Source organism: Ottowia sp. SB7-C50 (assembly GCF_033110285.1).
GTDB lineage: Bacteria > Pseudomonadota > Gammaproteobacteria > Burkholderiales > Burkholderiaceae_C > Ottowia.
Map to the genome: position 1 here is coordinate 865543 of NZ_CP136995.1, position 23397 is coordinate 888939.

Sequence of the window (23397 nt, forward strand, 5' to 3'; positions counted from 1 at the left end):
CATGAGCAAGAAGGACATCGAGGAGAGCGTTCGAGACAACCTGCAGGCCTACTTTCGCGACCTGCGCGGCACCGAGCCGGATGGGCTGTACGACATGGTGCTGCGCGTGGTAGAGCGGCCGCTGCTCGACGTGGTGATGGAACACGCGGGGCAGAACCAGTCCCGCGCGGCGGAGTGGCTGGGCATGAACCGCAACACGCTGCGCAAGAAGCTGGTCGAACATAAGTTGTTGTGAACCCCCCTGAGTCGCCTGCGGCGCCTTCCCCCCCTTTGCTTCGCAAGGGGGGACAACGCCAGCGGGCGGGCCAAGCCCTTCCGCGGCGTTCGCTGGATTGGCCTGCTCCGCGGCCATCGGTGAGGGGATGCTTTGGTTTTGATAGCTGGCGGCGCTGATTTGGTGGGCGCTGGCGGCCTGTTTTATCTTTAACTATCGTTTGTTGTCATGAATGCACTGATTTCCGTTTCCGACAAGACGGGCGTGGCCGAGTTTGCGGCGGCGCTGGTGGGGCTGGGCTTCAACCTGCTGTCGACCGGCGGCACGGCCAAATTGCTGCAGGAGGCGGGGCTGCCTGTGACCGAGGTGGCCGAGGTGACGCGCTTTCCGGAGATGCTGGATGGCCGCGTGAAGACGCTGCACCCGGCCGTGCATGGCGGCCTGCTGGCGCGGCGCGACCTGCCGGCGCACATGCAGGCGCTGGCCGACCACGGCATCGGCACCATCGACGTGGTGGTGATCAACCTGTACCCGTTCGAGTCGACAGTGGCCAAGCCTGGCTGCACGCTGGCCGACGCGATCGAGAACATCGACATCGGCGGGCCGGCCATGGTGCGCAGCGCGGCCAAGAACTGGCAGCACGTGGCCGTGCTGACCGACGCCAGCCAGTACGCGCCGGTGCTGGCCGAATTGCAGGCCCAGCAGGGCAAGCTGTCCGACAAGACGCGCTTCGGGCTGGCGGTGGCGGCGTTCAACCGCATCAGCAACTACGACGCGGCCATCAGCGATTACCTGTCCGCTATTGATTTCGAAGCTGACGGCGCAGATGGCGTGCCGGCCAGGGGCCTGTTTTCGGCGCAAAGCAACGGCCGCTTCGTCAAGCTGCAGGACTTGCGATACGGCGAAAACGCGCACCAGCAGGCGGCGCTGTACCGCGACCTGTACCCGGCGCCGGGTTCCATCGTCACGGCCGAGCAGTTGCAGGGCAAGGAACTGAGCTACAACAACATCGCCGACGCCGACGCGGCGTGGGAATGCGTCAAGCAGTTCGACACGGGACCGAACGCGACCCTGGGGGCGGCCGCGGCCTGCGTGATCGTCAAGCACGCCAACCCGTGCGGCGTGGCGCTGGGTGCCGACGCGCTGCAGGCCTACCAGAAGGCCTTCAAGACCGACCCGACCAGTGCCTTTGGCGGCATCATCGCCTTCAACGTGCCGGTCGATGGTGCAGCGGCCGAAGCGGTGTCCAAGCAGTTCGTCGAGGTGCTGATGGCGCCCGATTTCACGCCCGAGGCGCTGGCCGTGTTGCAGGCCAAGGCCAACGTGCGCGTGCTGCGCATTCCGCTGGCCGGCGTGCAGCGCGACGGCGCCACCGACTGGGCGCGCGGCCAGAACGCCATCGACGTCAAGCGCGTGGGCTCGGGCCTGTTGATGCAGACCGCCGACAACCACGAGCTGAAGCTGTCGGACCTGAAAGTGGTGACGAAGAAGGCGCCGACCGATCAACAGTTGCAGGACCTTCTCTTCGCCTGGAACGTGGCCAAGTTCGTCAAGAGCAATGCCATCGTCTTCTGCAAGGATGGTATGACGATGGGCGTGGGGGCGGGGCAGATGAGCCGCCTGGATTCGGCGCGCATCGCCAGCATCAAGGCCGGCCACGCCGGCTTGTCGCTGCAGGGCACGGCGGTGGCGAGCGACGCGTTCTTCCCGTTCCGCGACGGGCTGGACGTGGTGATCGACCACGGCGCCACCTGTGTGATCCAGCCCGGCGGCTCGATGCGCGACCAGGAAGTGATCGACGCGGCCGACGAGCGCGGCGTGGCGATGGTGTTCTCAGGCGTGCGGCACTTCAGGCACTGAGGCAAGGCTGAACAGGCCCCTCGCAGCGCTGGCAACTGTGGATGGGGGCATTCTGCGGCGTTGCAAATCCTCGCCACAGCCCACGCTCTGGTTGCGGTTCGCGTCTTGCAGCCCATCGCAAACCACAGCGCCAGCCGTCACAGGACTCCTTCAGCGTCGCCCGCACCCGCTTGGGGGCGCCACGCGGTGGGCCCCGGCGGATCAACGCCGGCAGCGCGCAGGGTACAGCGTGCAGTCGACGCCACGCGCGTCGTAGGTGTGGGCCGGGTTGGCCTGCCACAGCGGGCGGCGCGCCGTGGTGCCGTATTCGGTGGTTTTCAGCGTACTCAGATCGACTTCGCGCGGCTGCGCCGGCGCGCTGACGTCGGCCTGCGCGCGCGGAGCACGCGGCTTGGTGCTTCGCGCTTCGGCGGCCAGCGGCAGCAACACCAGGGCGGCGGACAGGGTCAGGGTGAGCTTGGTCAAGGGCATCGCTCCATGGAAGGGTAGACGCACATGCTAAACGAGCCGACGCGCAACGGCTCAACCGGTCGTCAAGTGGGGCGGCGAGCCGTGGTGCAGAGCACGTCCGGGCCTCAGCGCAGCGGCGCCAGCGCGTCGCGGAACGCGGACAGCGTGGCGTCGATGTCGGCATCGGTATGGGCGCCGCTGACGAAGCCGGCCTCGTACAGCGCCGGCGCGATGTAGACACCACGGTCCAGCAGGCCATGGAACAGCTGGTTGAAGCGCGTGCCGTCGGTCTTCATCACCTGCGTGTAGTTCTGCGGCAGCTCGGGCAGCAGGAAGAAGCCGAACATGCCGCCCTCGCAGTCCGCGCTGAAAGGCACGCCGGCCTGCGCGGCCTCGGCCTTCAGGCCGTCGACGAGGCGGCGCGTGCGGGCGCTCAGCGCGTCGAAGAAGCCGGGCTTCCTGATTTCGCGCAGCGTGGCCAGCCCGCATGCGGTGGCCACCGGGTTGCCCGACAAGGTGCCGGCCTGATAGACCGGGCCGAGCGGCGCCAGTTGCTCCATCACCGCGCGCTTGCCGCCGAAGGCCGCCAGCGGCATGCCGCCGCCGATGACCTTGCCCATCACGGTGATGTCGGGCTCGAAGCCGGGGATGGCCTGGGCGTAGACGCTTTGCGCGCTGCCCAGCGCCACGCGGCAGCCGGTCATGACTTCGTCGTAGATCAGCAGCGCGCCATGCTGCGTGCACAGCTCGCGGCAGCGGCGGGTGAATTCGACACTGGCGCGCACGAAGTTCATGTTGCCGGCAATCGGCTCGATGATCAGGCCGGCGATCTGGACGCCGTGCAGTGCAAAGGCTTCTTCGAGCTGCGTGACGTTGTTGTATTCGAGCACCAGCGTGTGCTGCACCACGTCGGGCGGCACGCCGGCGCTGGTCGGGTTGCCGAAGGTGGCCAGCCCCGAGCCGGCCTTGACCAGCAGCGCGTCGGCGTGGCCGTGGTAGCAGCCCTCGAACTTGATGATCTTGTTGCGCCCGGTGGCGCCGCGCGCCAGTCGGATCGCCGTCATGCCGGCCTCCGTGCCGCTGCTGACCAGGCGCAGCATCTCCATGCTGGGCACCAGCGAGAGGATTTCCTCGGCCAATTCGATCTCGCGCTCGGTCGGCGCGCCATACGAAAAGCCCTCGACGGCGGCCTTCTGCACGGCTTCGAGCACGGCGGGGTGGCCGTGGCCCAGGATCATGGGGCCCCAGGAGCCGATGTAGTCGATGTAGCGGGTGCCATTGGCGTCCCAGAAATAGGCGCCTTCGGCGCGCTGCACGAAGCGCGGCGTGCCGCCCACGGCGCGAAACGCCCGTACCGGCGAGTTGACGCCGCCAGGAATCACCTGGCGCGCGCGCGCCATCAGGGTTTCGTTCAGGTCAGTGCTTGGTTTCATTGGAGGGGTGGGGAATGTCGATGAGGGTTTGTTCGCCGTCCCTCGTGTCGTCGTCCGGCCCGGAATCGGCCCAGAACAGGCGGTCGGCCACGGCGCGACCCATGCCGGGCCGAAACCCGTGGTCCAGCGCCTGATCGAGGTATTGCAGCGCTTCACCCACCGCGTCCGTCAATTCGGAGCCGGTGGCGATCAGCGCGGTCAGTGCGGCCGACAGGATATCGCCCGCGCCGAGAAAGCCGGCGTCGATGCGTTCGAAGCTCTGGCTGAAGAGTTCGGCCTGCGGCGTGGCCAGCACGTTGCCCACTTGGTCGCCCGGCGTGGGCGCGCCGGTGATCAGCACATAGGACACACCCGCGTCGGCAGCGGCGCGCGCCAGGTCGACCGGGCGCGCGCGGCGGTCGGTGGCCGATTCGGGCAGCAGCCAGTGCCGCAGCGTCGTGTTGTTGCCCACCAGCACCGCCGTCTGCGGCAGCAGCAGCTCGCGGAAGGCGTCGAGATAGGTATCGATTTCATGCTCGTCCCACCACGACAGGTCGGGCAGGTAGGCGATGAGCGGCACCGTTGGGTAGTCGGAGGCGAAGGCGGCCACCTGCGAAACCGCCTCGGCGCCGCCGAGAAAGCCCACCTTGATGGCGTGGATGGGGATGTCTTCCGCGACAGCCGCCGCCTGTTCGGCCACGGCGCTGTCGTCGAGCGCCATGTGGCTGTGGATCTCGCGCGTGTCGCGCACGTACACGCCCGTGACTACCGGCAGCGCATGCGCGCCGATGGAGGCGATGACCATGGCGTCGCTGCTCGCGCCGCCGGCACCGGTCGGGTCGCTGGCGTTGAAGCTCAGTACGCAGGGCAGGGTGTCGTTTTCTTCTGACACCCCGGCGTTGTCGTTATCGCGCGACGGATCGGACGCACTGCTGCGGGTCATGGGCTCAAATAGGACATCGGGCGCGACACCAACCGGTGTGCTGCATACCCCGCAGATACAATCATTTGCATTTTAAGGACGCGCGACCTAAGCTGTGATGAATATGAAAACTTGGATGTGCCTGATTTGCGGCTGGCTGTACGACGAGTCCGAAGGCGCACCCGACCATGGTATCGCGCCCGGCACGCCGTGGGAGCAGGTGCCCATGAACTGGACTTGTCCCGAATGCGGGGCCAGGAAGGAAGATTTCGAAATGGTGCAGATCTGATGGCCCGCACGCGGGTGATCGATCTGTAGGACGGAAGGGGCCGCACGCGGCCCGCACGCAGAGTCGCGAGGGGTCATGACATCAAGGCGAGTGCTCGTCATCGACGACAGCAACACCATTCGGCGCAGCGCCGAGATATTTCTCAAGCAGGGCGGTCACGAAGTGATGCTGGCCGAGGACGGATTCGATGCGCTGGCCAAGGTCAACGACACGCAGCCCGACCTGATCTTCTGCGACATCCTGATGCCGCGGTTGGATGGATATCAGACCTGCGCCATCATCAAGCGCAACGAAAAGTTCGCATCCACGCCGGTGGTGATGCTGTCGTCCAAGGACGGCGTGTTCGACAAGGCGCGCGGCCGCATGGTGGGCTCGCAGGATTACCTCACCAAGCCATTCACCAAGAGCCAGTTGCTGCAGGCGGTGCAGCAGTTTGGCGCCGCTGCCGAAGGAGCCGTGTGATGCCGATTCGCAACGTGCTGATCGTGGACGATTCGAAGACCGAACTGCTGTACCTGGGCGACATGCTCCGGAAGGCGGGCTACACCGTCGTCACGGCCGAGAACGGCGAAGACGCGCTGCGCCGCATGGAGCAGTCGCGGCCCGACCTGATCCTGATGGACGTAGTGATGCCCGGCCAGAACGGCTTTCAGCTGACGCGCGGCATCTCGCGCGACCCGCGCTACGCGGGCGTGCCCATCATCATGTGCACCAGCAAGAACCAGGAAACCGACCGGGTGTGGGGCATGCGGCAGGGCGCGCGCGACTACGTCACCAAGCCGGTGGACCAGGCCGAACTGCTCGGCAAGATCAAGGCGCTTGGCTGATCGCATGTCGTCCAAGCAAGCCCTGCGCGAGTTTCAGAGCCGGCTGGCCGAGCGGCTGCAGTCGGCACGCACCGTGGGCGTCACGGCGTCGTGGCTGGCGGTGGAAGCCGGCGCGGCGCGCCTGCTGTTCCCCTTGAGCCATGCCGGCGAAATCTTTTCCTGGACCGACGTGCAGCGCGTGCCCTATGTCCAGCCGTGGTTTATGGGCGTGGCCAACCTGAGGGGGTCGCTTTCGGGGGTGATCGATCTGGCGGCCTTCATCAGCGAGCGCGGCACGCCCCGCGTGCGGAACGACAGCGAAACCTCGCAATGCCGCCTGGTGGCACTGAATCCGCTGCTCGAAGCGCACTGTGCGCTGCTGGTCGATCGCCTGCTGGGGCTGCGCACGCGAGAGGCGTTTGTGTCCTCGGGGCCCGCCGACGAGGGCGCGCCCAACTACTTTGGCCACCGCTACACGGATCTGGACGATCGGCCGTGGCAGGAATTGAATCTCCAGCTTCTGTCCCAGCACCCTTCGTTTCTCAGCGTCGGTGCTTGAACCCCGTTTTCTCAAGGTTTGCAACATGGCCACTTCCGATCTGCTCAAGAAAACGCCGTCGGCATCCCCGGTGGAAGGCGACAACGTCCCGCGACATGAAGAACTGACGGTGGCCTCGTTGGCGCCGGTGAGCCATGAATCGCCCGTGATGGCGGACAGCACTGGCCTGGGCTTGGGCGTGGACCAGCCGAACGCGCCGGCCGTACCCGCCGACGAAGCCTTCGCCGTGCCACTGCTGGGTTCGCGCACCGCGGCCGTGCACCAGCGCCTGCTGTCGATACTGCTGGCGCTGTCGCTGCTGGCCCTGGCGTTGATGGTGTATCTGACGGTCTCGCAGACCGGCAAGGGCTCGCAACAGGTGGCGGCCGTCGGTCAGTCGCTGATGCAGTCGCAGCGGCTGGCGAAATCGGTGTCGCAGGCGCTGATCGGCAATGCCGAGGCCTTTCCGGAACTGAAGGAAAGCGCTGCGGCGCTGTCGGGCAACGTGCAGGGCCTGCAGTCCGGCAGCGCGACCATCCCGGCGCTGGGCGAGGCGTACAGCACCGAGATGGGCAAGATCCTGCCTCTGGTCGAGCGCGCCAACAAGAACGCCGCCACCGTGATGGGCCAGCAGAAGACGCTGACGGAGGTGGGCTCGGCCCTGCGCTCGGTCAGCCGCCAGTCGTCCGACCTGCTGGAACTGGCCGAAACCGTATCGTCGCTGAAGCTGCAGCAGAACGCACCGGCCTCCGAAATTTCCGCCGCCGGTCAGCTGGTGATGCTGACGCAGCGCATCGGCAAGTCGGCCAACGAATTCCTGACCATGGAGGGCGTGAGTCCCGAGGCCGTGTTCCTGCTCGGCAAGGACCTGAATTCCTTCAAGGACGTCGCGCAGGGGCTGCTGGACGGCAGCGCGGAGCTGCGGCTGTCGCGCGTGCGCGATGAGCAGACGCGCGAGCGCCTGAACGAACTGTTGAAGATGTACGAGGAAACGCGCACCCAGGCCGGTGGCATCCTCGGCAACCTGCAGGGCCTGGTGTCGGCGCGCGAGGCGCAGACTTCCATCGTGGCCGACAGCGAACCCCTGCGCAAGGAACTCGAAGCCCTGCAGGAAAGGCTGGCGGGCGTGTCGGGCCTGGGCTTCACGGGCCTGCTGATGCTGCTGGTGCCGGCGGCGCTGGCGCTGCTGGCCGCCGCGGGCCTGGCCTACGTGCAACTGCGGGAGAGCCGCCAGCGCCAGCAACTGGCCGAACAGCAGCGCCACGCAGCCGAATTGCAGCAACAGGAAGGCAAACGCGTCAACGACGCCAACCAGGCGGCGATTCTGCGGCTGATGAACGAATTGCAGACGGTGGCCGAGGGCGACCTGACGCAGGAAGCCACCGTGACCGAGGACATCACGGGTGCCATCGCCGACTCGGTGAACTACACGGTGGAAGAACTGCGCTCGCTGGTGGGCAACGTGCAGAGCACCGCGACCCGGGTCGCCCAGACCACTTCAAAGGTCGAAACGACGTCGACCGAACTGCTGGCCACCTCGACCGAACAGCTGCGTGAGATCCGTGAAACCGGCCAGTCGGTGCTCGACATGGCGGCGCGCATCAACGACGTGTCGGCACAGGCGCAGGAATCGGCCTCGGTGGCGCGGCAGTCGCGCGAGGCCGCTGAAACCGGTCTGGCCGCGGTGCAGAACGCCATCGGCGGCATGAACGCGATCCGCGACCAGATTCAGGAAACGTCCAAGCGCATCAAGCGCCTCGGCGAATCCTCGCAGGAGATCGGCGAAATCACCGAACTGATTGCAGACATTACCGAGCAGACCAACGTGCTGGCGCTCAACGCGGCCATCCAGGCCGCGTCGGCCGGCGAAGCCGGGCGCGGTTTCTCGGTGGTGGCCGAGGAAGTGCAGCGGCTGGCCGAACGTTCGGGCGACGCCACGCGGCAGATCGCGGCGCTGGTGAAGGCCATTCAGACTGACACCCAAGGCGCCGTGGCCGCCATGGAGCGCTCGACGCAGGGCGTGGTCGAGGGCGCGCGACTGTCCGACAACGCAGGTACCGCGCTGTCCGAGATCGACCGCGTGTCGCGCCGTCTGGCCGAACTGATCGAGCAGATTTCCGCCTCTGCGTCCAAGGAGGCCGATCAGGCCAACGAGGTGGCGGGCAACATCCAGCACATCTTCGCCGTGACCGAACAGACCGGCGAGAGCACGCGCTCCACCGCCAACCAGGTTCGTGATCTGGCGCGCATGGCCGATGAACTGCGGCAGTCGGTGGCCCGATTCAAGATTGCCTGAGCGGCCGATGAGGGCAGTGCCCGCGGCACCCTGCTGGGGCCTGCCTTTTGCAGAACGCGTCTGGAGTGCATGAAGTCATGGTGATGAGCCAGTCCGCCGAACACAGCGCAACAGATGGCGCTCCCGCCACCGACCTGGGCCCGCTGGCCTGGGTGCTGGATGAATCGCGCAAGTCCATCGAATCGGCCAGCCGAGCCATCAAGCGCTTTGCCCACGACGCCGAAGCCGCGCGCGGCGTCGATCTGACTTCGATCGACGCCAGCACCTTGCGCGTGGCGCGCCAGCAGTTGCATCAGGTGGTCGGCGCGCTGGAGATGGTGGGGCAATCGGTGCCTGCCCAGATGGTGCGTGCGATGGAAGGCGCGGCGCAGCGCTTTGTCACGCATCCCGAGCAATGCACCGAAAGCGCCGCGCAGACGCTGGAGCGCGCTGGCTTCGCCTTGATCGAATACCTGGACGCGCAGTTGGGTGAGCGCCCGCGCCCGGCGCTGGGGCTGTTTCCCCAATTCAAGCAAGTCCAGGAAATGGCCGGCGCGGACCGGATTCATCCAGCCGACCTGTCGACTGTGCCCTGGCGGTGGATTGACCCCGTGGTGCCCGCCGCGGCGCACCCGTTGGCATACAGCCCCGAGGTCCGCGGGCGCCTGGATCAGCGCGTGCTCAAGCTGATGAAGCACGACGATCTGAATGCGGCGTCCGAACTCAGCATGATCAGCCTGGGGCTGGCGCAAGGCGAAAGCGCCCGCCAGCCCGCCATTTTCTGGAAGCTGTCAGCGGGTTTTTTCGAGGCGCTGGGCCAGGCGCTGATTCCCGTCGATCTGTATGCCAAGCGCGCCGCGTCACGCGTGCTGCTGCAATTCGCCTCGCTGGCGCGCGGTGATCAGGGCGTGTCGGAGCGCCTGGCGCACGACCTCCTGTTTTTCTGCGGCCAGGCCGCCCCATCGGCGCCGTCTGATGCACCCGCATTGGCGGGCGTGCGAAAGGCCTGGTCGCTGGACCGTGAACCTCCTGCGCGCTACGACGAGTCCACCTTCGGCCTGTATGACCCGTCGCTGCTGGTCCAGGCCCGGCGGCGGATCGAGCAGGTCAAGGAAAACTGGTCCGTGCTGGCCGGCGGTGATCTGACGCGCATGAAAGCGTGCGTCGACCAGTTCGGCCTGGTGGCCGAATCGCTCGAGAAGCTGCATGAGCAAGGCCGACCGCTGGCAGAAGTGCTCAACCAGACGGCGGAGCACATTGCGCAGTCGGGCAAGGCGCCCCATCCCGAACTTGCCATGGAGATGGCGACCGCGGTGCTGTTCCTCGAAGCCTCGTTTGCCGACTTCCGGCCCGGCGACCCTGCCTTTGCCACGCGCATGCGCCAGCTGGCGCAGCGCCTGGATTCGGTGCGCGAGGGCGCCGTGGCGCCGCCCCTTGAGCCGTGGATGGAGGATCTGTATCGCCGCGTGAGCGATCGCCAGACCATGGGCACGGTGGTGGGTGAGCTGCGCGTCACGCTGAGCCAGGTCGAGCAGCACCTGGACCAGTTCTTCCGCCACCCGGCGGACACCGGCCCGCTCGCGCCCGTGCCCGGCCTCATGGGCCAGATGCGGGGCGTGCTGTCGGTGCTGGGGCTTGATCAGGCCGCCACCGCGGTCGGCCACATGCGCGATGCGGTGAGCGAGTTTCTGTTGCAGGATGCGGACGTCGAGCCCGCCCGCGCGGCGGGCACCTTCGAACGGCTGGGCAACAGCCTGGGCGCCCTGGGCTTTCAGATCGACATGCTGGCTTACCAGCCCATGCTCGCACGCCGGTTGTTCGTGTACGACGCCGCCGCGGGCGAGTTGCGGCATGTGTCCGGGCGCCTGGGCGGTTCTGCCGTGGCCGTGCCGCCCGCCTTCGACACGGGCACCGTGGACATGGCGCTCGACATCGACGACGTGCCGCCAGAGGTCAAGCCGTCGACCGAGCTGCCCGACACGACCCAGCCGCACGCAGCGATGCTCGGTCAACTGGACCAGATCGCCACCCGGGCGGCGCTGGATGAAAAGCCGCAGCTGGCGCAGGTCGCACAACGCGCCGCGGAGGCCGCGCGCGCGCGCGACACCGCGGAACTGACGGGCGCGCTGGAGGCTCTCGAGGCCACGGCCAGCGTGCCTGTGACCGCACCTGAACCCACCGCGGCGACCGCGCCGGGTGACGACGACCTGCAGGACGACGACCTGCTCGACATCTTCCTCGATGAAGCACGCGAGGTGGTGCAGGGCGGCAGTGAAGCGATTGAGGCGCTGGGCAGCGAGCCTGGCGACATGGCGCAGCAAACGGCGCTGCGCCGGGCGTTCCACACGCTCAAGGGCAGCTCGCGCATGGTGGGCCTGGCGCAGTTTGGCGAGGCGGCCTGGTCCATGGAGCGCATGATGAACGCGTGGCTGGCAGATGAGAAGCCCGTGACGGAAGACGTGCGCTCGCTGGCGGCCGACGCGATGCGCGGCTTCGACGCCTGGGTGCAGGACATCGCGACCCATGGCAGCTCGGACTGGAGCGCCGAGCCGTTTTCGGTCGCCGCCGATGCGCTGCGACTGGAGGGTCGGCGCCTGCCCTTGCGCTGGGGCCCGGATGATGCGACGAATGTGCTGACGGAACAGGTAGGCTATGTGGACGCCTTCCCGGCGAGCCGTCTCGACGCGCCTGGCGTGACCGATGCCCCGCAAGCCCTCGCGTCCTTTGACCTGCCGGATCTGGAGCTGGACGGTGCGGAACTGACGGATACGCCTGTGGATGACGAGGTGGTATCGGCGGTGCCCGATGAGGTGCCAGTGGCCGAGGCCATCGAAATGTTCGAATGGGACCTCTCCGATGCCGAACTGAGCACGGACAGCGACCTTGCGTTGCCGGAGGTGGTAGAGCTCGATGCGACGACGCTGTCCCTGGCGCCTGAACCGGCGGCAGAAGTGGTTGCACTGGCGCTCGACGCCGCCACTTTCGCGGATTTTCCCGACCTGGCGCTGCCACCCCCGCCCGCGGCGCCGGATCATCGTCCGACCGAGGCCGAGCCGCTCCAACTCCTGAGCCACTCGCCGGCAGCGCACGACATCGCTGCGCCGCAGGCTTCTACCGAAGCGACGGCTGAACCTCCGGCTGTCGCCCCGCCGCCAGTGTCGGATGCGGCGGACGGTGACGCGCTGGCCGCCGGCGATGCCGACCTGTACCGGCAAATTGGCGACCTGCGCATCAGCACGCCGCTCTACAACGTTTATCTGAACGAAGCGGACGAATGGTCGCGCCAGCTGATCACCGAGCTGTCGGAATGGGCGCTGGAACTCGATCAGCCCGTGCCCGAGCGCGCCATCGCGCGGGCGCACTCGCTGGCCGGCAGTTCGGCGACGGTAGGTTTCGTGGCGCTGTCGGATCTGGCGCGCGCGGTGGAACATGCCTTGCAGCGCCTGCATGGCCAGCCACGTGGCACGCCCGAGCAGGCGAAGGTGCTGTCCGACGCGGCCGAAGACATTCGCCGCGTGCTCCATCAGTTCGCGGCCGGCATGCTCAAGGCGCCGCACGCCGATACCCTGGCGGCCGTTCAGGCGCTGGAGCCGACCCAGCCCGCTGACAGCGTTGCCGCGCCTGCGCAGCCCGATGGGACGACCACCGCCATCTTCGACATCGCGCAGCCACGGCCGGCGCCCGCCATCGCCGAATCGGCGGTGCCCGACACCGCGCCCCGTGCCCGCTCGATTGCCGATGACATCGACGTCACCGATGCGGTCGATCCGGACCTGTTCCCCATCTTTGAGGAAGAGGCCGAAGAACTGCTGCCGCAACTGGGCACCGCGCTGCGCCAATGGGTGGCGCACCCTGACCAACGCGAGGCGCGTGCGCAGGTGCTGCGCGTGCTGCACACGCTGAAGGGCAGCGCACGCTTGGCCGGGGCCTTACGGTTGGGCGAAATGGCGCATCGCACGGAATCCGAGATCGAAGCCATCGGCAGCGAACAGCAGATCGGCTCGGCCGATCTGGCGCCCTTGCTCGATCACCTGGACGAGCTGGAAGGGGGCTTGCGTCACCTGCAATCCGCAGGCGAGGCCGCGCCGCTCTCCGCCACCGCGGGCGTGCCGCAGGCGGCGGCCGAATTACCGGTGCCGGCGCCGGAGGATGCGGCGTCGCCTGCGGCCGATGTCGCTGCAGCCCATCAAGCCGGCGTGGCACGCGGTGACGTGGCCCTGCCGGCGCCACTGGTGCTGACCTCGGCACGTGCGGCTGCCAGCCAGGCGGTGCGGGTGCGCTCGCAACTGCTCGACCGCCTGGTGTCGCAGGCGGGCGAGGTCGTCACCTCGCGCGCGCGGCTGGAAACCGAGATGAGTCAGTTGCGTGGCTCGCTGGGCGACCTCACCGGCAACCTCGAGCGCCTGCGCGGCCAGCTGCGCGACGTCGAACTGCAGGCCGAGACGCAGATGCAGTCGCGGCTGGCACTCAGCAAGGACACGCAGCAGGGCTTTGACCCGCTGGAGTTCGACCGCTTCACCCGCATGCAGGAGCTGACCCGCATGATGGCCGAGTCGGTCAACGACGTGGCCACCGTGCAGCGCAGTCTGCAGCGCGCCGTCGAGGCCAGCGAGGACGACCTGGCGGCCCAGGCGCGGCAATCGCGCGAGCTGCAGCGCGATTTGCTGCGCACGCGCATGGTCGAGTTCGAAGGGCTGTCCGAGCGCCTGTACCGCGTGGTGCGTTATGTGTCGAAGGAAACCGGCAAGCCGGTGCGGCTGGACATCGCCGGCGGCAGCATCGAAATGGACCGCGGCATCCTGGAGCGCATGGTGCCGGCATTCGAGCACCTGTTGCGCAATTGCGTGGTGCATGGCATCGAGCCGCAGTCCGCGCGTGTCGACAGCGGCAAGGACGCCGTGGGTCAGATCCAGATCGACGTGCAGCAGTCCGGCAACGACGTCTCGGTTGAATTCCGCGACGACGGCGCGGGCCTCAACCTGGCGCGCATCCGCGAACGTGCCCTGCAATCGGGCCTGATCCAGGCCGATCAGCCGCTCACCGATGCGGAAACGGCCAACCTGGTGTTCCTGCCGGGCCTGACCACCGCCACCGAAATCACCGAGCTGGCCGGCCGCGGCGTCGGCATGGACGTGGTGCGCAGCGAGGTGCAGGCGCTTGGCGGCCGCATCGAGACGCAGACCCGACCCGGCCACGGCACCAGCTTCCGCCTGGTGCTGCCGCTCACCACGGCGGTGACGCACGTGGTCATGCTGCGCGCGGGCTCGCTCGCGGTGGGCGTGCCGTCCAATCTGGTCGAGATCGTGCAGCGCGCCAGCGCCGCCGACCTGCAGCAGGCCTATGGCAGCGGCACCTACCGCTATGGCGACGAACCATTGCCGTTCATCTGGGCTGGGGCGCTGCTGCAAAGTTCGGCGCGCAGCGTCGAGCCGCCCGGCCGCACCACGCCGGTGGTCATCTTCCGCTCGGCCGACCAGCGCGTGGCCGTACACGTCGACGAAGTGCTGGGCAACCAGGAAGTGGTGGTGAAGTCGCTGGGGCCGCAGCTGTCGCGCCTGCCTGGGCTGGTGGCCATCACGGCGCTGGCCTCGGGTGCGGTGGCGCTCATCTACAACCCCGTGGTGCTGGCGGCCATCTACGGGGCCGAGGCCCGCGCGCTGGGTGCACGCGCGAGCGATGCGCCCGCGCCCGAGCGCGCAGGCGATGCCGATGCGCCGGCCGCGCCCGTGGCGTTCACCGCGGCGTCGGACATTCCGCTGGTGCTTGTGGTCGACGATTCCATCACCGTGCGCCGCGTCACGCAGCGCCTGCTGCAGCGCGAAGGCTACCGCGTGGCGCTGGCCGCCGATGGCTTGCAGGGCCTCGAAAAGCTGCAGGGCGAACGGCCCGTCGTGGTGCTGTCCGACATCGAAATGCCGCGCATGGACGGCTTCGACTTCGTGCGCAACATCCGCGCCGACAGCCAGCTGAGCGACCTGCCGGTCATCATGATCACCTCGCGCATCGCTGAAAAGCACCGCGAGCACGCGCGTGACCTGGGCGTCGACCATTACCTGGGCAAGCCGTACGCCGAAGACGAGCTGCTCGGCCTCATCAAGGGCTACGTGCGCGCCAGGGCCGGCCGGGCCGCCGTCTGATCGGCAGCCTGCGCCTGCCATGGCCGGTAAAATCGGGCCATGGCCGATGATGTGCAGCCGATCAACCTGACAAACCACTTCCTGATCGCCATGCCCGGCATGGACGATGACACCTTCCAGCGCAGTGTGGTCTACATCTGCGAACACAGCGAGCGCGGGGCGCTGGGCCTGATCATCAACAAGCCGGGCGGGATCAGCCTGGCGGATCTGTTCGAGCGGGTCGAGTTGCCCCTGGCGCGGCCTGACCTGGGCGGGCAGCCGGTGTTCCATGGCGGCCCGCTGCAGACCGAGCGCGGTTTCGTGCTGCACGATCCGATCCTGGCCGAAGGCCTGCCGGCCGACCAGTCCATCTACGCCTCCACCCTGACGGTGCCGGGCGGGCTCGAAATGACGACCTCGCGGGACGTGCTGGAGGCCATGTCGTCCGGCGGCGGCCCGCGGCGCGTGCTTATCACGCTGGGCTATTCGTCCTGGGGCGAAGGGCAGTTGGAGTCGGAAATCGCGCGCAACAGCTGGCTTACGGTGGATGCCAATGCCGACCTCGTCTTCGATGCGCCGGTCGAGCAGCGCTACGACCAGGCGCTGCGGCTGCTGGGGCTCGAATCCTGGATGCTGTCGCCCGACATAGGGCACGCCTGATGCCCGCCGACCTGCCCGCGCCGCTTGACGTCCCCGCCCGCCTTGGCAGTTTTCTGGCTTTCGATTTCGGGCTCAAGCGCACCGGCGTGGCGGTCGGCAACCGGCTGACCCGCACCGCCACGCCGCAGCCCACCATCCGCGCCGAGGGCGACGCGCGCTGGGCGCCCATCGAAAGTCGGCTGGCCGAATGGCAGCCCGACGCGCTGGTGGTGGGCGTGCCGCTGCATCCCGACGGCGCCGCACACGAAAACACGGCGCGCGCGCGCAAATTCGCACGCCAGTTGCGCGGTCGCTTCGGCCTGCCGGTGTATGAAGTGGACGAGCGCTACAGCACGACAGAGGCGCATGCCGCGGGCGCACGCGACGCCGACGCCGCCGCGGCCGCCATCATTCTTGAGCAGTTTCTGAGGAGTCTTCCATGAGTTCCACCCACGGCAGCGCGCTGGCGCTCGATGCCGAGGCGCTGTACGCCGAATTGCTGCGCGCGGTGCGCCCCCCTGCTGACCGCCGACACGCGGCTGGTCGGCATTGTCTCGGGCGGCCAGTGGCTGGCGCGGCGCATGCAGCGCGACCTGGGCCTGCCGGGCGAGGCCGGCGCGATCTCGTCGGCCATGCACCGCGACGACTATGCCAAGCGCGGCCTGGCGGCCAGTGGCCAGACCGCGCTGCCCTTCGAGATCGACGGCGCCGACATCCTGCTGCTCGACGACGTGCTCTACACCGGCCGCACCATCCGCGCCGTGGTCAACGAGCTGTTCGACTACGGGCGCCCGGCCCGCGTGCGGCTGGCGGTGCTGGTCGACCGCGGTGGCCGCCAACTGCCCGTGGCGGCCGAAGTGGCGGCCGCGCGCCTGACGCTGCCGGCCGCGCAGTCGCTGCGGCTGGCGCGGGGCGACGACGACGCGTTCAGCTTCAGCATCACCCACAAGGAGTGACGTCCATGCTGGCACGACGCAATCCGCAACTCAACCGGCACGGCGAGCTGATCCACCTGCTCAGTACCGAAGGTCTGCCGCGCGACATGCTCACGCACATCCTCGACACCGCCGCGCAGTTCGTTGGCGTGAGCGAGCGCGAGGTCAAGAAAGTGCCGCTGCTGCGCGGCAAGAGCGTGTTTAACCTGTTCTTCGAGAACTCCACCCGCACCCGCACCACCTTCGACATCGCCGCCACGCGCCTGTCGGCCGACGTCTACACGCTCGACATCGCGCGCTCGTCCACCGCCAAGGGCGAATCGCTGCTGGACACGGTGGCCAACCTGTCCGCCATGGCGGCCGACATCTTCGTCGTGCGCCATTCCGAAAGCGGCGCGCCCTACCTGCTGTCGCAGCACGTGGCGCCGCACGTACACGTCGTCAACGCGGGCGACGGCCGCCACGCGCACCCCACGCAGGGGCTGCTCGACATGTACACCATCCGCCACTACAAGAAGGACTTCAGCAACCTGGTGGTGGCCATCGTCGGCGACGTGCTGCATTCGCGCGTGGCGCGCAGCGACATCCACGCGCTGACCACGCTGGGCGCGGCCGAAGTGCGCGTGGTCGGCCCGCGCACGCTGGTGCCGGGCGACTTTGGCCCCATGGGCGTGCGCGTGTGCCATACGCTCGAAGAAGGCATCCGCGACGCCGACGTCGTGATCATGCTGCGCCTGCAGAACGAGCGCATGAGCGGTGCGCTGCTGCCGTCCAGCCAGGAGTTCTTCCAGAGCTTCGGCCTCACGCCCGAGCGCCTGCGTTGGGCCAAGCCCGACGCCATCGTGATGCACCCGGGGCCGATCAACCGCGGCGTCGAGATCGATTCACAGGTCGTCGACGGCCGGCAAAGCGTGATCCTGCCGCAGGTCACCTTCGGCATCGCCGTGCGCATGGCGGTGCTGAGCATCGTGGCGGGGAATGAGGCTTGAAAGGCGGCGAACTGCCATGAACAGCCGAACGCAGAGCACGCAGAGGTTGCGCAGAAGACGCAGAGAAGTCCTTTGGCTTGCCCGCACCGTCATTCCCGCGAAGGCGGGAATCCACTCGTCGTCGTGCGGGCCACGGTGGTCGACCGAGACATGGATTCCCGCCTTCGCGGGAATGACGAAGCCGCAGAGCGCGTCAGTTTCAGAGATCAATCAGCCATCTTCTTCTGCGACCTGTGCAAACCGTTCGCGCCTCTTGCATTCAAGAATTGCTCCCAAAACCAGAGCTGTCCCCGCTTGCCCCACAAGCGCCAATGCCTGATTTGACTCATCCACCATGAAAATCCTGATCCAGCACGGCCGCGTGATCGACCCCGCTTCGGGGCGCGACGAGGTGGCCGACGTGGCGGTCGCCGCCGGCCGCCTCCTCGGCATCGGCAAACTGCCGGCCGACTTCAAGCCCACGCGCACCATCGACGCGCAAGGCTGCTGGGTGCTGCCCGGCCTGGTCGATCTGACCGCGCGCCTGCGCGAGCCAGGGCACGAACACGCCCGCATGCTCGAAAGCGAAATGGCGGCGGCCGTCGCCGGCGGCGTGACCAGCCTGGTCTGCCCGCCCGACACCGACCCGGTGCTCGATGAGCCGGGCCTGGTCGAAATGCTCAAGACCCGGGCCGAGCGCCTGCACCAGGCGCGTGTGTTTCCGCAGGGCGCACTCACCCGCGGCCTGAAGGGCGAGGTGCTGACCGAGATGGGCCAACTGACCGACGCCGGCTGCGTGGCCTTCGGTCAGGCCGAGTCGCCCATCGTCAACACGCAGGTGCTGCAACGCGCGCTGCAGTACGCTGCCACCTTTGGCTACGCCGTGTGGCTGCGCCCCATCGACCCCTGGCTGGGCACCGGCGTGGCCGCCAGCGGGCCGCTGGCCATGCGCATGGGCCTGTCGGGCGTGCCGGCGGCCGCCGAAACGATTGCGCTACACACCCTGTTCGAGCTGCTGCACGCCATGGGCGGGGCGGCCACGCGCGCGCGCGTCCACCTGTGCCGGCTGTCCAGCGCGGCGGGCGTGCAGTTGCTGCGCCAGGCCAAGGCCGATGGCCTGCCGGTGACGGCCGATGTCAGCATCAACTCGCTGCACCTGATCGACCACGACATCGGCCATTACGACAGCAACGCGCGGCTGAACCCGCCGCTGCGCCAGCAGCGCGACCGCGACGCGCTGGCCGAGGCGCTGGCCGACGGCACCATCGACGCGCTGGTGTCCGACCATTCGCCTGTCGACAACGATGCCAAGCAGCTGCCCTTTGCCGAAGCCGAGCCCGGCGCCAGCGGGCTCGAGCTGCTGCTGCCGCTGGCACTGAAATGGGGCTTGCACGCCAATGGCCCCGGCCTGCAGCGTGCGCTGGCCAGCGTGACGAGCGCGCCGGCGCGCGTGCTGGGCGGCGCACTGGGCACCCTGGCCGCCAGCTGCGGCCGGCTGGTCGAAGGCGGCGTGGCCGACCTGTGCCTCTTCGACCCCGAAGCGCGCTGGGTCGTCGCGCCGGCCGAACTGCACAGCCAGGGCAAGCACACGCCCTTCGCAGGCCACGAAATGACCGGTCGCGTGCGTTGCACCCTGGTCGGCGGCCACCTGGCCCACGGCGAGTGAAGGCCGTCACGGCCCTGTGGCTGCTGCTGCGCGGCGGTGCGCACATCGCGCGCGGTTGGTGGACCATTCGCACGCGCTTTCCGACCCTGCCGCAGGCCGAACGGGAGGCGCGGGTTCAGCAATGGGCGCGCCAGTTCCTGCGCCTGTGGCGCATCGACCTGCAGGTCAACGGCCAGGCACCGGCGCGCGGGCCGCTGCTGCTGGTGTCCAACCACATCTCGTGGCTCGACATCCTGGTGCTGCACGCGGCGGGCTTCTGCCGCTTCGTGTCCAAGGCCGACGTGCAGCGCTGGCCGGTCATCGGCCCCATGGCGACGGGCGCGGGCACGCTGTACATCGCGCGCGATTCACGCCGCGACGCGCTGCGCGTGGTGCACCATATGCGCGACGCACTGGCGCGCGGCGAGGTGGTGGCGGTGTTTCCCGAAGGCACCACCAGCGATGGACTGACGCTGCTGCCGTTTCATGCCAACCTGATCCAGGCGGCGATCTCGGCGCCCGCGCCCGTGATGCCGGTGGCGCTGCAGTTCATCGATCGGCGCGACGGCCGCATGAGCACGGCGCCCATGTACATCGGCGACCAGACGCTGCTGGAATCGGTGTGGCGCACGCTGACCACGCCCGGCCTGCGCGCCGTCGTCACCTATGGCGCGCCGCAATCGCCCGACGGGCGTGAGCGGCGCGAATGGGCGGCGGCGTTGCGGGAGGCGGTGGGCGCCTTGCGGTCGCCGCAGCCGTAGGGCGGGCACAAGTGCCCGCCCTACATTGCTCATGTTTTGATAGTGGCTGGCGCACCATCCCTAAGCGACGCCAGCGAAATGGGCTTGAAACCCCAGCACGCCTCGTACCGGCAGCCCTGCGTCTCCGCCGTCAGGCCGCCTGCGGCGGAAACGTCACCACGTGGTGTACCGCCGGCACGATGCCGATGCGCTCGCCGACCTTGTGCTGGTGGTGGCTGGGCACGTAGGTCATCACGGTCTCGCCGCTGTCGAGCTGCAGCGTGTACAGGAACTCCGAGCCGCGAAACGCCTTGCGCACGATCTTGGCGGTGACCGGCGCGTCGTCGTCGTGCAGGATGTCGTCGGCGCGCAGCAGCAGGTCGCAGTTGCCGTCGGGGTAGGCGGCGGGCAGGGGGCAGTCGGTCAGGTTGCGCAGCGTGCCCAGTGGCGTGTCCACCTTGGCCCCGCGCTCGGTGGCGACGATGCGCGCCGGCACGAACACGCCGTGCCCGATGAAGTCGGCCACGAAGCGCGTGGCAGGCCGGTGGTACAGCGAATACGCGTCGTCCCACTGGTGCAGGTGGCCGTCGTGCATCACGCCGATGTGGTCGCCGATGGCAAAGGCCTCCAGCTGGTCGTGCGTGACGAACAGCGCGGTGGCGCCGGCGGCCTTCAGGATCAGGCGCAGTTCGTGCGCCAGCCGCTCGCGCAGGTCGACGTCGAGGTTGGAAAACGGTTCGTCCAGCAGCAGCAGGCGCGGCGCGGGCGCCATGGCGCGGGCCAGCGCCACACGCTGCTGCTGGCCGCCAGACAACTCATGCGGGTAGCGCCGCTGGCTGCCGGCCAGGTCGACCAGGGCCAGCACCTTGGCCACGCGCCGCGCGCGGTCGTCGGCGCCCAGGTGCTTCAGGCCGAAGGCCACGTTGCGTTCCACGTCCAGGTGCGGAAACAGCGCGTAGTCCTGGAACACCATGCCGATGCGGCGCGCCTCGGGTGGCACGTGCCGGTGCGCGCTGCTGACCATTTCGTCGCCCAGGCGGATGTCACCGGCCGTCACGCGCTCCAGCCCGGCGACGGCGCGCAGCAGCGTGGTCTTGCCGCAGCCCGACGGGCCGATCAGCACCCCGATGTCGCCCGCAGCCAGGCCCAGCGATGCGTGGTGCACCGCCGGGCGCCCCTGGCCGGGGTAGCGGACGTCGACCTGATCGATCTTCAGGAACATGGGTGTGATTGTAGATGCGTACAATTCTCATTTGCGCGGGCGGTGGCGGGGCGGTCGGGCGGCAAACAGCCGGACGCGAAGGGCGCGAAGGGTTCGCGAAGGACGCGAAAAAAGAAGACATTTGCTTCCTTGGCTTCCTCCGCGTGATTTAAACGGTGTCCGGTCCGGCTATCTTGGCGGGCTTTCATGAAGAAAAGCGTTGCCGGCGCTTGCCTATAAAGCGCAGATAGCTATCATTTTCATAACGAAACCCATTCCATCCACCGTGCGAGCCCTGCCCACCGTGCTGCTGCTGCTCGTGAGTTGCGTGCTGGCGCTGCCCGTGCTGGCGCTGGTCGGCTCGTGGGCGCAGTGGGACGCGCAGACCGCCGGCATCCTGCGCGAGATGTCGGCCACGGTGCTGCCCGAATACCTGTGGGTCACGGTGCAACTGGTGGTGATGGTCGGCATCGGCGTGGTGGCCATGGGCGTGCCGGCGGCGGTGCTGGTGACGGTGTTCGAGTTCCGCGGCCGGCGCACTTTTGAATGGCTGCTGCTGCTGCCGCTGGCCATGCCGGCCTACGTCACGGCCTATGCGTACACCGACTTCCTGCAGTTCTCGGGCCCGCTGCAAAGCTGGCTGCGCGCGACCTTCGGGCTGGAAGGCCGCCTGCTGCCCGACGTGCGCAGCGTGTGGGGCGCGGCGTGGGTGTTCTCGTTCTCGCTGTACCCGTACGTCTATCTGCTGGCGCGCACGGCGCTGGCCGAACGGGCGCCGCAGTTGATGGAAGCCGCGCGCCTGCTGGGCGCGCCCCTGTCGCGCCGCCTGCGCGAAGTGGCCCTGCCGATGGCGCGACCGGCGGTGGCCGCCGGCACGGCGCTGGCGCTGATGGAGGTGCTGGCCGACTACGGCGTGTCGGTCTACTTCGGCATCCAGACCTTCACCGCCGGCATCTACAAGGCCTGGCTGTCGATGGACAACCGCATCGCCGCTGCGCAACTGGCCACCGTGCTGCTGGTGCTGGTGATGGGCCTGCTGTGGCTGGAGCAGCGCGCCCAGCGCCGCCTGCGCTTTGCCAGCAGCGCCACGGCGCGCGCCAGCTCGGGCGAAGCGCGGCCGATCACGCTGCGCGGCGCGCGCGGCGCATTGGCCTGGGTGCTGTGCCTGCTGCCGGTGCTGATGGGTTTTGCGCTGCCTGTGGCCTTCATGCTGCGGCCACTGTCCGCCGACTGGTCGGTGCTGCCGTGGGACCGCTTTCTGGTCTGGACCTGGAACAGCGTGCGCCTGGGCACCACCACCGCGGTGCTGGCGGTGCTGGCGGCCTGGTTCCTGGCCTACAGCCTGCGCCGCGCGCCCACGCTGCTGCGGCGTGGGGCGGTGCAGGTGGTGTCGCTCGGCTACGCGGTGCCGGGGGCGGTCATCGTCGTCGGCCTGCTGCTGCCGGTAGGCTGGCTGCAGGTGCGCTGGCCCGACAGCGGCGTCGGCGCGCTGGTCACGGTGACGGTGTGGGGTCTGATCTGGGCGTATCTGGTGCGCTTCGTTTCCGTCGCGCTGCAATCGATGCAGAGCGGCTACGCGCGGCTGCCGCGCAGCCTGGACGAGTCGGCCCGCATGCTGGGCGCCACCGGGGTGGAGCTGGCGGCGCGCGTGCACTGGCCGCTGCTGCGCCGCGCGGCCTTCGCGGCCGGGCTGCTGGTGTTTGTCGACGTGATGAAGGAGCTGCCCGCCACCATCGTGCTGCGCCCGTTCAACACCGATACGCTGGCCGTGGTGGCCAACCAGCTGGCGCGCGACGAGCGGCTGGGCGAGGCGGCGCTGCCCTCGCTGGCGCTGGTGCTGGTGGGGCTGGTGCCGGTGGTGCTGCTCAGCCGCACGCTGCGCTCCGAGCGCCGGTCGGTCGACGCTGAATTGCTATAGTCACGTGACCATCTGCCTTGCAGGGACATGCAGAAAAAAAGCGCCGCCCCCACCGTGACCGACAGCGAACTCGAATCCGACGAGGTGTTCGAGTTGGCGGCCGAGGTGTTCCGCATCATGTCCGCCCCCATGCGGCTGAAGATCATCAGCGCGCTGTGCAACGGCGAAAAGAACGTGGGCGAACTGCTGGCCGAGATCCACACCACCCAGCCCAACATGAGCCAGCACCTCAACACGCTGTACAAGGCCGGCGTGCTGGGGCGGCGGCGCGAGGGCGTGCAGATCTACTACCGCATCATCAACGACCGCGTGGTCACGCTGTGCCGCGCCGTCTGCACGCAGATCGCGATCGAGTCGGTGGGCGAGCCGCGCTGACGCGCCGCGCCACGCGGCGGTGTCGCGGGCGACGGGCACGCGCTTGTCGGGGTTAGTCCCGAGATGCGCCTGTCGTGCGCCCGCCTATGATTCC

General features: G+C 68.5%; 19 protein-coding genes and 1 pseudogene. 16 read left to right on the forward strand and 4 right to left on the reverse strand.

Annotated elements, in window-relative coordinates; genetic code table 11:
• Window position 1 precedes the first annotated feature (1 nt).
• Both R0D99_RS04175 and purH read left to right on the forward strand, forming a co-directional pair.
• Window positions 2-235 carry a Fis family transcriptional regulator gene (locus R0D99_RS04175; protein ID WP_317750120.1) on the forward strand — a complete coding sequence of 78 codons (234 nt, stop codon included), beginning with the start codon at window positions 2-4 and terminating at the stop codon, window positions 233-235.
• Window positions 236-442: 207 nt separating this feature from the next.
• Window positions 443-2074 (forward strand): bifunctional phosphoribosylaminoimidazolecarboxamide formyltransferase/IMP cyclohydrolase, encoded by a 1632-nt coding sequence (purH, locus tag R0D99_RS04180; protein ID WP_317750121.1) that lies wholly within the window; start codon window positions 443-445, stop codon window positions 2072-2074.
• Between the two features lie 201 nt (window positions 2075-2275).
• On the opposite strand, the gene R0D99_RS04185 is transcribed toward purH, so the two are convergent.
• The 3 genes from R0D99_RS04185 to thiD all read right to left on the reverse strand — a co-directional run bounded on the left by R0D99_RS04185 (window position 2276) and on the right by thiD (window position 4879).
• Window positions 2276-2539, reverse strand: coding sequence for a hypothetical protein (locus tag R0D99_RS04185; RefSeq protein WP_317750122.1), 264 nt, complete (start codon window positions 2537-2539; stop codon window positions 2276-2278).
• Window positions 2540-2649: 110 nt separating this feature from the next.
• The gene (gene hemL, locus R0D99_RS04190; RefSeq protein ID WP_317750123.1) at window positions 2650-3957 is read right to left on the reverse strand and encodes a glutamate-1-semialdehyde 2,1-aminomutase; all 1308 of its coding nucleotides are present in this window, start codon (window positions 3955-3957) and stop codon (window positions 2650-2652) included.
• Window positions 3941-4879, reverse strand: coding sequence for a bifunctional hydroxymethylpyrimidine kinase/phosphomethylpyrimidine kinase (gene thiD, locus R0D99_RS04195; RefSeq protein WP_317750124.1), 939 nt, complete (start codon window positions 4877-4879; stop codon window positions 3941-3943). Before thiD ends, hemL begins: the two co-directional genes overlap by 17 nt.
• A 97-nt stretch (window positions 4880-4976) precedes the next feature.
• Here thiD and R0D99_RS04200 point away from each other — a divergent pair, with 97 nt between their 5' ends.
• The 12 genes and pseudogenes from R0D99_RS04200 (at window position 4977) to R0D99_RS04255 (ending at window position 19830) form a co-directional block, all read left to right on the forward strand.
• The gene (locus R0D99_RS04200; protein WP_317750126.1) at window positions 4977-5147 is read left to right on the forward strand and encodes a rubredoxin; all 171 of its coding nucleotides are present in this window, start codon (window positions 4977-4979) and stop codon (window positions 5145-5147) included.
• Between the two features lie 75 nt (window positions 5148-5222).
• Complete coding sequence (locus R0D99_RS04205; RefSeq protein WP_317750128.1) at window positions 5223-5609, forward strand: response regulator; 387 nt, start codon at window positions 5223-5225, stop codon at window positions 5607-5609.
• A complete protein-coding gene (locus R0D99_RS04210; RefSeq protein ID WP_317750129.1) occupies window positions 5609-5974 on the forward strand; it encodes a response regulator in 366 nt (121 codons plus the stop codon). The genes R0D99_RS04205 and R0D99_RS04210 overlap by 1 nt, the downstream gene beginning before the upstream one ends.
• A 4-nt stretch (window positions 5975-5978) precedes the next feature.
• Complete coding sequence (locus tag R0D99_RS04215) at window positions 5979-6512, forward strand: chemotaxis protein CheW (RefSeq protein WP_317750131.1); 534 nt, start codon at window positions 5979-5981, stop codon at window positions 6510-6512.
• A gap of 25 nt (window positions 6513-6537) precedes the next feature.
• Complete coding sequence (locus R0D99_RS04220; RefSeq protein WP_317750132.1) at window positions 6538-8787, forward strand: methyl-accepting chemotaxis protein; 2250 nt, start codon at window positions 6538-6540, stop codon at window positions 8785-8787.
• Window positions 8788-8870: 83 nt separating this feature from the next.
• On the forward strand, window positions 8871-14903 hold the full coding sequence (locus R0D99_RS04225; protein ID WP_317750133.1) for an Hpt domain-containing protein: 6033 nt from the start codon (window positions 8871-8873) through the stop codon (window positions 14901-14903).
• Window positions 14904-14942: 39 nt separating this feature from the next.
• Window positions 14943-15542, forward strand: coding sequence for a YqgE/AlgH family protein (locus R0D99_RS04230; protein WP_317750134.1), 600 nt, complete (start codon window positions 14943-14945; stop codon window positions 15540-15542).
• Window positions 15542-15964: a Holliday junction resolvase RuvX gene (ruvX, locus tag R0D99_RS04235; RefSeq protein ID WP_317750136.1), complete on the forward strand. Its 423-nt coding sequence runs from the start codon at window positions 15542-15544 to the stop codon at window positions 15962-15964. Before R0D99_RS04230 ends, ruvX begins: the two co-directional genes overlap by 1 nt.
• Window positions 15961-16477 (forward strand): annotated as a pseudogene (gene pyrR / locus R0D99_RS04240) (bifunctional pyr operon transcriptional regulator/uracil phosphoribosyltransferase PyrR). Before ruvX ends, pyrR begins: the two are co-directional and overlap by 4 nt.
• A 5-nt stretch (window positions 16478-16482) precedes the next feature.
• Window positions 16483-17445, forward strand: coding sequence for an aspartate carbamoyltransferase catalytic subunit (locus R0D99_RS04245; protein ID WP_317750137.1), 963 nt, complete (start codon window positions 16483-16485; stop codon window positions 17443-17445).
• 334 nt (window positions 17446-17779) lie between these two features.
• A complete protein-coding gene (locus R0D99_RS04250) occupies window positions 17780-19090 on the forward strand; it encodes a dihydroorotase (protein ID WP_317750138.1) in 1311 nt (436 codons plus the stop codon).
• Complete coding sequence (locus R0D99_RS04255) at window positions 19087-19830, forward strand: lysophospholipid acyltransferase family protein (protein ID WP_317750139.1); 744 nt, start codon at window positions 19087-19089, stop codon at window positions 19828-19830. The genes R0D99_RS04250 and R0D99_RS04255 overlap by 4 nt, the downstream gene beginning before the upstream one ends.
• Before the next feature lie 130 nt (window positions 19831-19960).
• Here the strand turns inward: R0D99_RS04255 and R0D99_RS04260 are convergent, their stop codons facing one another.
• Window positions 19961-21031: an ABC transporter ATP-binding protein gene (locus R0D99_RS04260; protein WP_317750140.1), complete on the reverse strand. Its 1071-nt coding sequence runs from the start codon at window positions 21029-21031 to the stop codon at window positions 19961-19963.
• A gap of 265 nt (window positions 21032-21296) precedes the next feature.
• Between R0D99_RS04260 and R0D99_RS04265 the strand changes: the two genes are divergently transcribed.
• A complete protein-coding gene (locus R0D99_RS04265; RefSeq protein WP_317750141.1) occupies window positions 21297-22928 on the forward strand; it encodes an iron ABC transporter permease in 1632 nt (543 codons plus the stop codon).
• Between the two features lie 27 nt (window positions 22929-22955).
• On the forward strand, window positions 22956-23303 hold the full coding sequence (locus tag R0D99_RS04270) for a metalloregulator ArsR/SmtB family transcription factor (protein WP_317750142.1): 348 nt from the start codon (window positions 22956-22958) through the stop codon (window positions 23301-23303).
• Window positions 23304-23397: the final 94 nt, after the last annotated feature.